The organism is Adhaeribacter radiodurans, assembly GCF_014075995.1.
GTDB lineage: Bacteria > Bacteroidota > Bacteroidia > Cytophagales > Hymenobacteraceae > Adhaeribacter > Adhaeribacter radiodurans.
The window spans coordinates 27379-37880 of record NZ_CP055152.1 but is presented as its reverse complement, the minus strand read 5'-3'; the positions used below and the strand labels follow the sequence as shown (position 1 = coordinate 37880).

Below are 10502 nucleotides of genomic sequence, written 5' to 3'. Positions count from 1 at the left end.
TTCAATCACCGGGAGGAAGAAATTGTTAACTTAGTGCTGTTCACCTTCTTTGTGCTCGTGTTCTGCGGATGCCACTTTTTCCAGGTTCATACCACATTTCGGGCATTTACCAGGTTCATTGCTGGTAACTTCTGGGTGCATGGAACAGGTGTAAGTGACACCTGCAACCTCTTGTTTTGTTTCGGTCTGCTCAGTGGTACTTTGCTTGGTTTCACCACCATTACACGCAGTGAACAAGGTCAATCCTAATAGGGAAAGGTTTAATACAAGGGTTTTCATAAAAATTTTTTAAATAAGTGATATCTACCCTGGCAAGGAACACTCCTTCAGCCATAAGGCTTTTAGATGCTCCAGATTTGCCAAGAGTATGTTTAAAGACCAGGTTAGCAAAACCTGAAAAAATAAAAAAGGGTGATTGTAAAATCCAGTTTGATTCTAGAAGTACAAGTAACTAGCGAAACAGAAAAAAGAACTAGCCAAACATTTTAATTAAATGCTAGCTATTATAGCCAAAGATGGCAAGCCTTTCTGATAATTAATCTTGAATGGATTTTACAGGATAGAAGCCAGGATCAGCGAAGAAGAATAGCTGATGCTCCTAAAAAAGATGGGGTACTAAATAATAAATGTTTGATGTAGAATGCCGATAAACCTACCAGAGACCGGAGGAGGCAAGGTAAAATGAGGAGTTCTTTCCAGAATAGCCGGCCGAATGCTTTCCGAGAAATCTGGAAAGGACATTGGTTCTTTCGCAAACTTGGCTACTTGTTGGGTGGTAGAATTAAAAGTTGACGAAGAGGCTACTCCCTGCTGTATGATGCAGGGCATATCACCACAAGGTTTACGCGTAGTTTTGGCATCTTTAGCACAGCAACAATCTGAATCGGACGCAAAACTAATAGCGGCGATACTTTTCTCCCCAGCACAATGCGCTACACGCACCCGGAATCCTGTAGAAGCCAGTAAGATGGCCACTACCAAACACAGGTGTACGAATTTTTGCATTGCTTTCATTTGAGGAATTTCTAACTATAAAACGAGATTTGCTTGTAAGAGTTTGACTAATTCTTCTTTTACAAAAGTAAAGACTATCTATTGAAGGCTGTTATACAATTTTAGAAAAAAGTTATATAACTCGGTTGAATTATAAAACTAAAATTTTACAAAGCAGAAAAATATGAAATCAAATTTGTTCTGCTTAACACGAAGTAACTTATAAAGATAATTAGCTCATTTGATAATTGATAAAAGAATTTAAATCTTAATCAATTAAGCATTTGTATTTTGCAATTCCATTGCATCTATTTTATTAGTACCTTTGCACTATATGAAATGGGTCGCAGTTATATTCAGTTTTTATCTATTGGTGCTATCGTGCATACCTTGCGCAGATGCGGCACCACGGGATAATGCTGCCCAAACGGCTTTTTCGGTTGATGACAATAAAGCCGAATCTCACTCTTCCGATGTGGATCTTTGTTCTCCCTTATGTCTTTGTACGTGCTGTACCGGGGCTACTTTGGTTCACCCTGCTATCAAGGTAGAGTCCATTCCCGTTCAGGTTAATATTCCGGTGCCCGTTTACCAGCCGGTTTCAATTTCCCATCCTACTTTCTCTATTTGGCAACCGCCTCAACTTTAAATCATTTTTGGTCTTTGTCTGCTTGGTGAAGTTCCTTTAAGGAAGCTTTAAACCATTTTCTGTATTTTTTATTCCGCTTTGCCGCGGATTAAAGGGAGTGGTTTACCCATGCAGCATATTTTCTTTTTTTTGATTTAAAGAGTTTCGATTATGCTGGATCGCATTATTCATTTTTCTATTCATAATAAATTAATCATTGGCCTGTTTACCCTGGCCTTAATCGTCTGGGGTGGCTACTCGGTAACGCAGCTGACGGTAGATGCGGTGCCGGATATTACCAATAACCAAGTGCAAGTCATTACGGTAAGTCCTTCCCTGGCCGCCCAGGAAGTAGAAAGGCTCATTTCTTTTCCCGTGGAAGTGACTATGTCCACGATTCCGGATATGGAAGAAATCCGTTCTTTTTCCCGGTTTGGTTTATCCGTCGTAACCATTGTTTTTAAAGACCAAGTTGATATTTACTGGGCCCGGCAGCAAGTCTCCGAACGTTTGAAGGAGGCCGAAAATCAGATTCCAGCGGGGGTTGGTTCGCCCGAATTAGCTCCTGTTTCTACCGGCTTAGGCGAGATTTATCAGTATGTGCTCCATACCAAAGAAGGTTATGGAAAGAAATTTTCCGATATGGATCTGCGCACGATTCAGGACTGGATTGTGCGCCGGCAGCTTCTAGGAACTCCGGGCGTAGCGGATGTCAGCAGCTTCGGTGGTCACGTGAAGCAATACGAAATTGCCATTGATCCGGAAAGACTCCGTAGTACCAATATCAGCATCAGCGATATTTTTACGGCTCTGGAGAAAAATAACCAGAATACGGGCGGGTCTTACATTGACCGCAAGCCGAATGCCTATTTCATTCGCAGTGAAGGTTTAGCTGGTAGTCTCGAAGATATTCAAAAGATAGTCGTTAAGTCCAACGAAAACGGGGTGCCGGTGCTTATCCGGGATGTGGCTACGGTGCAATTTGGCAGCGCAGTGCGTTATGGGGCTATGACGCGGAATACCGAAGGAGAAGTTGTGGGAGGCTTAGTGTTAATGCTGAAAGGAGCGAATGCCTCCCAAGTGATTAAAGCCGTTAAACAAAAAGTGGCTACCATTGAAAAAACCTTACCCGAAGGCGTTGTCATCGAACCCTTTCTGGACCGGTCCAAACTCGTCAATAATGCTATTAGTACGGTAACTCGAAACCTGGCCGAAGGTGCTCTAATCGTTATTTTTGTCCTGGTATTACTCCTGGGAAATTGGCGAGCCGGTTTAATTGTAGCTTCCGTTATTCCCCTGGCCATGCTTTTTGCCATTTCCTTGATGAATCTTTTTGGGGTGTCAGGTAATCTCATGAGCCTGGGAGCGATTGACTTTGGTTTAATTGTCGATGGCGCAGTAATTATTGTGGAAGCTACCCTGCATCATTTAGGCATCCGAAAAGTTTTACGGCCTTTAACGCAGGAAGAGATGGATCAGGAAGTATACGAATCCGCTTCCAAAATCCGGAATTCAGCGGCGTTTGGAGAAATCATTATCCTGATAGTCTACTTACCCATTTTAGCACTGGTAGGCATCGAAGGAAAAATGTTTCGCCCCATGGCGCAAACGGTAGTATTCGCCATTCTGGGTGCTTTTATTCTTTCCCTGACTTACGTGCCCATGGTTTCGGCTTTGTTTTTAAGCAAAAAGATTGACCACCGTAAAACTATTGCGGACCGGATCATGGGTTTCTTTCACCGGTTATACGAGCCCTTGATAGCATTTGCTTTACGGCGCAAAGCTGTGGTTCTTATTACCTCGCTTTTACTCTTTATAGGCAGTCTCCTTATTTTTCTGCGGATGGGTGGGGAGTTTATTCCTTCCTTAGCCGAAGGGGATTTTGCGGTAGAAACGCGGGTATTAAGTGGCAGTTCTATTTCTCAAACCATTGAAGCCTCTACTCAGGCCGCGGCTATCCTGTTAAAACAGTTTCCGGATGAAGTTCGGGAAGTAGTAGGAAAAATTGGCTCCAGTGAAATCCCCACGGACCCTATGCCGGTAGAAGCCGTTGACTTGATGATTATCCTAAAAGACAAAGCCCAGTGGGTAAAAGCGGATAATCAGGAAGATTTAGCCAGTGAGATGGCCGAAGCCCTGGAAGCCATCCCGGGGGTTACTTTCGGGTTCCAGCAACCTATCCAGATGCGGTTTAATGAGTTGATGAGCGGGGCACGGCAGGATGTGGTGATGAAGATTTACGGAGAAGATTTAGATGTGCTAAGTGAGCAAGCCGGTAAAATGGGAAAGATTGTCTCCACGGTGGAAGGAGCGGCGGATCTGTACGTAGAGCAAATTACCGGCTTACCCCAAATCGTTATTACGTTCGACCGGGATAAAATATCTCAATTTGGGCTCAACATCGAAGACGTAAACCGGACCATCCAAACGGGTTTTGCTGGGCAATCTGCAGGAGTGATTTACGAAGGGGAAAAACGCTTTGAAGTAGTCGTGCGGTTAGCATCGGCCAACCGGCAAAGCCTGGAAGATGTGTGCGGCTTGTATGTCACTACCCCGCACGGAGATCAGTTACCCTTGGAGCAAGTTGCCCAGGTTAACTTTCAAACCGGACCCAGTCAGATCCAGCGCGATGATGCCAAGCGTCGGATTACCATTGGCTTTAACGTTCGCGGCCGGGATGTAGAAAGTATTGTGGCGGAGCTGCAAGAGAAAGTAAATAATCAATTGAAGCTACCAGCTGGTTATTACGTTACCTACGGCGGGCAGTTTGAAAATCTACAAAAAGCCAAAGAACGCCTGTCGGTAGCCGTACCCATAGCCTTGTTGTTAATCTTTTTGTTACTGTTTTTTACTTTCCGCTCCGTGGCGCAAAGCCTGCTTATTTTCACAGCTATTCCTCTATCGGCCATTGGTGGCGTTTTAGCTTTATGGCTGCGCGGCATGCCCTTTAGTATTTCGGCCGGCGTTGGTTTTATTGCCTTATTTGGTGTAGCGGTATTAAACGGTATCGTGCTGATTAGTTATTTCAATCAGCTTAAAGCCGAAGGGATAGACAACATAACCGAGCGGGTTTTAAAAGGTTTGGAAGTACGCTTGCGACCGGTAATTATGACAGCCTTGGTAGCTTCCTTAGGTTTCTTACCCATGGCTTTGTCCAATACGGCCGGAGCCGAAGTGCAAAAGCCCTTAGCCACGGTAGTTATTGGGGGGCTGGTATCAGCTACCTTACTAACCTTAGTAGTTTTGCCGATCTTATATATTTTATTAGAACGATTCCAGGAAAGCAGAATATCCAGTAATCAACCTACTACTTCTCGCTTAGGCACAGCCTCTATCATTTTTTTAGTGGTAGGAGCTGGAACCTTCCTGCCGAGTCAAACGAAAGCCCAGGTAACGGAACCAGGATTAACCTTATCGCAAGCTATCAACCTAGCCTTAACTCAAAACAAGAGCATCCAGGCGGCTAATTACCAAATTTTCGCTAACAAAAGTTTGCGCGGGGCGGCCGTAGATATTAGTAAAACCAACATCGAAGCAGTATACGGCCAGATAAATTCGGTTAATCAGGATAATAATTTTACAATTTCCCAATCCTTTGCTTTCCCTTCGGTTTACGCGAACCAAGTACGTTTAGCCAAAGCTAATATCCGAGGCAGTGAGTTGAATTTGTCCGTTCGGCAGCGGGAGCTGGTACGGGAAGTTAAAAGTGCTTACTACGGGTTCGTATACCAGCAAGCCAAATTACGGCTCTTGCAATACCAGGATAGTTTATACACTAATTTCCTGCGGGCTAGTACCATTCGTTTACGTACCGGGGAGACCAATTTACTAGAGCAAGCTACGGCCCAAGCGGAGCAGGTAGAAGTTAAGAATGAGATGGAGCAAACCCAGGCCGAGCAGGAATTATCCCGCACCCAATTACAAAATTTAATGCAAAGTCCGGTACCCGTAAACATGGCTACTACCGCATTTACGCGGATACCCGTAACCGTGCCGGATACCAGCATCCTGCTGGGGCAACCACAAGTAGCAATTTTTCAACAGCAACAGGAAGTAGCTCGCATTCAAACCAAATTAGAACGGGCCCGTTTACTGCCGGAATTTAACCTGGGCTACTTTAATCAATCGCTTATAGGACCGCAAAATGTAAATGGAGTGGAACAAAAATTTACCAGTGGAGACCGATTTACGGGGATCCAGGTAGGTGTCTCCTTTCCCTTATGGTTTCGGGCTGGTTCAGCCCGCATCCAGGCGGCCCAATACCAGGAAAAACTAGCGGAAGCTACTTATCAGTTTCAGCAGGCCCAGCTTACCACGCAGCTAAAATTAGCAACCCAGCGATTACGCAAACAGGAAACGAACCTGGACTATTACGAGAAAACGGGTTTGCCCCTTTCGAATTTACTAATCCAACACGCGGAAAAAGGCTTTCAAAATGGCGTTATCGACTATCAGGAATACGTGCAAAGCATCCGTCGCGCGTTGGCGATCAAAGCCAATCATTTAGAAGCTTTACAAAAGTATAATGAAGTGGTTGTGGATCTGGAGTTTATTTCGGGCCAGTAATTTTAATTAATCATACCTCAAGAAAATGAAATTCAAGATTTATATAGTTGTTATTAGCCTTTTTCTAATAAGCTCCTGCACGTCCGAAAAGGCGGGAGCAGAAAAAGAAGAACCCGTAGAAGTCGAGTCGGCCCAGGAAGAAGAACCGCACGAAGCAAGTGAAACCGCGGTTGAACTTACCCCGGAGCAGTTTGTCATTGGCAAAGTGGAGCTAGGAAAGATAGCGCCCAAAAACCTCAGCAATGTGATCGCGGTAAATGGCCTTTTGGATGTGCCACCCCAAAACTTAGTATCGGTGAGTGTTCCTCTAGGCGGTTTTGTCCAAAGTACAGACTTGCTGCAAGGCATGCGCATTAAAAAAGGGCAGTTAGTGGCTGTCATTGAAAATCCGGAATTTGTCACGATTCAGCAGGACTACCTGGAAAGTACCAGTCAGCTGGAGTATTTAACGCTGGAATACGAACGGCAAAAAGAATTAGCCGCCGAAAAAGTAGGTCCGGCTAAAAACTTCCAACAGGTAACCGCTCAATATAAAGCCATGCAAAGCCGGGTAAATGGTTTAAAGCAACAATTAGCCCACTTGGGCATTTCGGCCAGTAAGCTGCAACCAGGGAACATTACGCGTACTTTACCCATCCATTCCCCCATCAATGGCTACGTAACCGAGGTAAATACCAACCGGGGCAGCTACGTTACGCCCACGGATGTACTCTTTAAAATAGTCGATACCGAGCACTTACACGTGGAGCTAACGGTTTTTGAAAAAGATATTACGAAGTTGAAAGTGGGTCAGAAAATTCGGTTTACCCTGCCAAATGAATCCGGTAGAGAACGGATGGCCACGCTCCACCTGATTGGTCGGGAAATAAGCCCGGAGCGCACGGTGCGCGTGCACGCGCACTTAGATAAAGAAGAAGCCCAGTTAATACCGGGTATGTACGTGAAAGCTTTTGTGGAGCTAAATAGCAATACGGTACCGGCCTTGCCCCAGGAGGCAGTCGTGCAATCCGAAGGAAAGGACTACATCTTTGTTTTTAAAGGGGAACGGCAGGAAAAAGGCACCCAGATGCGCGACTTCCAGATGGTTGAAATCCGGAAAGGAGTAACCGAAAGCGGGTATACCGAAATTGTGGAGCCGGCCGCCATTAAGGATCTGATCGCGGTAAAAGGAGCTTATTCTTTACTGGCTAAAATAAAGAATACCGAAGAAGAAGGCGAAGGACACGGCCATTAATCTTTTAAAGTTATGCTACCTGAATTAGATAAAACATTAGAGCAAAAAGGGATTCGGCCCACAGCAATGCGCTTGTTAGTGCTGGATTATTTGCTTCAGCAAACTGCAGCCGTTTCCTTAAGTAATTTAGAGTCTTATTTTCTGCGGTCCGACCGGATTACGCTGTACCGGACTTTAAAAACCTTTGAGGAAAAAGGCTTGGTTCATCACATTGATGATGGCAGCGGCTCGGTGAAGTATGCCTTGTGTCCGGACGATTGTACTACCCAGGAACATCATGACTTACACGTGCATTTCTTTTGTAACCAGTGTCGCGAAACGTTCTGTTTACCCAAGTCCCACATTCCAGAAATCCCGCTACCCAGTCAATTCAAAACAGAAGAAGTTAATTTGATCGTGAAAGGTACCTGTGGTAGTTGTAGTGGCAAATAATGCAATGCAGTTGCAGGGCAGCTGATGCTACCTTTGTGCTGATAAAAAGTAATACAATACGATGTGGATCCATTGGAAAATGCCCCGTACACTACGGCTATATTACGAGCAAGAGTTAAAGGATTACCAAGCATTTAAGCAAAAGCGGCAACTGGAAAAAGCTTGGCACCATTTGGAGCGAGCTCATATTTTAGGGCAACCTTATCCGGTAGAGCATACCCACGTACACGGTAAGATGTTGACTTTTGGCATTAAAACGCGCAATGTAAAGGAGATAGTGGGGCAATTACCCCGGCTTCTGGTAGGTGGCATAAAATCCTGGGCGGGTACAATCCCGGTTGGAAATACCGGAGGAGCGAATGTAGTTGCTTGGAAACCGATGCCTATTCCCCAGGACTTGCAGGCAATTATTCAACAAGCTCATTCTACAATTTAATTAAGAAAATGAAAATAAACGAAGAAATTAATCCGAGTGCTCCCTTAAAGCCCATGGAGATTACTTCTCCCCGGACCGCCGAGCAACCAGGTCCAACGAAAACAGACGAGAAAGGCTGTTGCGAAGTAGCACCAGGAGCGAATACTGTGGAGCAAGAAGAAGACGAAGAAACATCTTACTTACCCACGATCATAAGCCTAGTTTTATTATTAGCCGGTATTGCTTTAGACTATTTTAAAGTGGACTGGTTTACCGGTTATATCCGGCTAGCCGTTTACAGCTTTGCCTATCTACTGGTGGGGGGTAAAGTGTTACTGCATGCGGCTAGAAATATTGCTAAAGGCAGTATCTTTAACGAGTTTCTACTAATGGGAATTGCCACCTTAGGAGCTTTCTACATTGGTGAATATGCGGAAGGTGTAGCGGTAATGCTGTTTTACGTTATTGGCGAGCACTTCCAGGAAGCAGCGGTGGCGCGATCCCGCAAATCGATCAAAGCTTTAATCGATAACCGGCCGGATATTGTAGATCTAGTACAACAAAATCAGATAAAATCCATTAACCCGCAGCAGGTTAAAGTAGGAGACATTATTCAGGTTAAACCCGGGGAAAAAGTAGCTTTAGACGGCAACTTGCTTACTGAACGGTCTTCTTTTAATACCGCTGCCTTGACCGGGGAATCTAAACCGGATACCAAATCCAAGGGAGAGAAAGTACTAGCTGGTATGATTAATCTAGACCAGGTAATTCAGCTGCAAGTAACTTCTACCTACGAGAACAGTGCCCTTTCTAAAATTTTACAGTTGGTAGAACAGGCCAGTAGCCGTAAAGCTAAAACGCAGCAATTTATTACCCGTTTTGCCAAGGTGTACACGCCGGTAGTAGTATTCTTAGCAATTGCACTTACGCTGTTACCCTACTTCTTTGTCACAGATTACGTGTTTAACGACTGGCTTTACCGGGCCTTAATCTTCTTAGTAATTTCCTGCCCGTGCGCGTTGGTGGTTTCTATTCCATTGGGCTATTTTGGTGGCATTGGCGCTGCTTCTAAAAACGGTATTCTTTTCAAAGGATCTAACTACCTGGACTTAATGACCAAGGTCGATACGGTTGTAATGGATAAGACGGGCACCTTAACCGAAGGTGTTTTTCAGGTCCAGGAAGTGCAGGTAAATGGCTTGGACAAAGCAGAGTTCTTGGCCTTGACAGCGGCGTTAGAAAGTAAATCTACGCATCCTGTTGCCTTGGCTGTGGTTGCGCATGCGGGTGAAAGTTACCGGCAGAAGCTGGTAACCAATGTAGAAGAAATATCTGGGCACGGTTTAAAAGGCAACGTGGATGATAAAACGCTCTTGGTTGGGAATGGTAAATTGTTAAAGAAATTCCAAGTAGCTTATCCGGCTGAAATTGATTCTATAGTAGAAAGCATTGTTCTGGTGGCCATCAATAATCAATATGCCGGGTACATTACTATTGCAGATAAGATCAAGGAAGATGCCCAGGCAGCAGTAGCGAGATTACACCAGTTGGGCATTAAAACCATTGTAATGCTTTCGGGGGATAAAGATAGCATTGTGCAAAAAGTGGCTACTTCCTTGCAAATAGATCAGGCTTTTGGCGGTTTGTTGCCGGAAGATAAAGTAACCCACGTAGAGGCTTTAAAAAAGCAAGGGAAAACCGTGGCTTTCGTGGGCGATGGCATCAACGATGCACCAGTAATTGCTTTAGCGGATGTAGGATTGGCGATGGGTGGTCTCGGTTCCGACGCCGCCATTGAAACGGCCGATGTAGTCATTCAAAATGACCAACCGTCTAAAATTGCTACGGCCATTAACCTGGGTAAGAAAACGAATCAGATTGTTTGGCAAAATATCGGTTTAGCCTTTGGCGTAAAAGCCCTTGTACTAGGGTTAGGAGCTTTTGGCGTAGCCTCCATGTGGGAAGCGGTATTTGCTGACGTAGGGGTAGCTTTCCTAGCGATACTCAATGCTATCCGAATACAGCGTATGAAATTTTAAAGAAAAAGTCTGCCATTTTTTGGTAGCCTTTTTGTCATTTAGGATTACTTAGTATGCTGTGAGTTTAAATGCCAAATACGTAAAACAATTACTGCAAATAATAGAGCTAATAGAATAATATAAATAATTAGTCGAAAGTGCTTCTTATTTTTCCTTTGCTGCTTTTTAGGCATGTTGATAGCAAAATAATTTTGG

At 44.5% G+C, this 10502-nt stretch carries 8 protein-coding genes; 6 read left to right on the top strand and 2 right to left on the bottom strand.

All coding sequences use genetic code 11. The annotated features are described in order from the left end of the window. Window positions 1–30: 30 nt before the first annotated feature. Both HUW48_RS00205 and HUW48_RS00200 read right to left on the bottom strand, forming a co-directional pair. Window positions 31–279: a heavy metal-binding domain-containing protein gene (locus tag HUW48_RS00205; RefSeq protein ID WP_182411470.1), complete on the bottom strand. Its 249-nt coding sequence runs from the start codon at window positions 277–279 to the stop codon at window positions 31–33. 336 nt (window positions 280–615) lie between these two features. Further along, entirely contained in the window at window positions 616–1005 is a 390-nt protein-coding gene (locus HUW48_RS00200) for a hypothetical protein (RefSeq protein ID WP_182411469.1), read from the bottom strand. Between the two features lie 322 nt (window positions 1006–1327). Here HUW48_RS00200 and HUW48_RS00195 point away from each other — a divergent pair, with 322 nt between their 5' ends. The 6 genes from HUW48_RS00195 (at window position 1328) to HUW48_RS00170 (ending at window position 10307) form a co-directional block, all read left to right on the top strand. Then, complete coding sequence (locus HUW48_RS00195) at window positions 1328–1642, top strand: DUF6660 family protein (protein ID WP_182411468.1); 315 nt, start codon at window positions 1328–1330, stop codon at window positions 1640–1642. Window positions 1643–1792: 150 nt separating this feature from the next. Next, on the top strand, window positions 1793–6187 hold the full coding sequence (locus HUW48_RS00190; RefSeq protein WP_182411467.1) for a CusA/CzcA family heavy metal efflux RND transporter: 4395 nt from the start codon (window positions 1793–1795) through the stop codon (window positions 6185–6187). A gap of 25 nt (window positions 6188–6212) precedes the next feature. Beyond that, window positions 6213–7421, top strand: coding sequence for an efflux RND transporter periplasmic adaptor subunit (locus tag HUW48_RS00185; RefSeq protein WP_182411466.1), 1209 nt, complete (start codon window positions 6213–6215; stop codon window positions 7419–7421). Between the two features lie 12 nt (window positions 7422–7433). Further along, window positions 7434–7853 carry a Fur family transcriptional regulator gene (locus tag HUW48_RS00180; RefSeq protein ID WP_182411465.1) on the top strand — a complete coding sequence of 140 codons (420 nt, stop codon included), beginning with the start codon at window positions 7434–7436 and terminating at the stop codon, window positions 7851–7853. A gap of 79 nt (window positions 7854–7932) precedes the next feature. Further along, the gene (locus HUW48_RS00175; RefSeq protein WP_317173683.1) at window positions 7933–8289 is read left to right on the top strand and encodes a DUF3703 domain-containing protein; all 357 of its coding nucleotides are present in this window, start codon (window positions 7933–7935) and stop codon (window positions 8287–8289) included. A gap of 8 nt (window positions 8290–8297) precedes the next feature. Beyond that, window positions 8298–10307 (top strand): heavy metal translocating P-type ATPase, encoded by a 2010-nt coding sequence (locus HUW48_RS00170; protein ID WP_246343465.1) that lies wholly within the window; start codon window positions 8298–8300, stop codon window positions 10305–10307. Window positions 10308–10502: the final 195 nt, after the last annotated feature.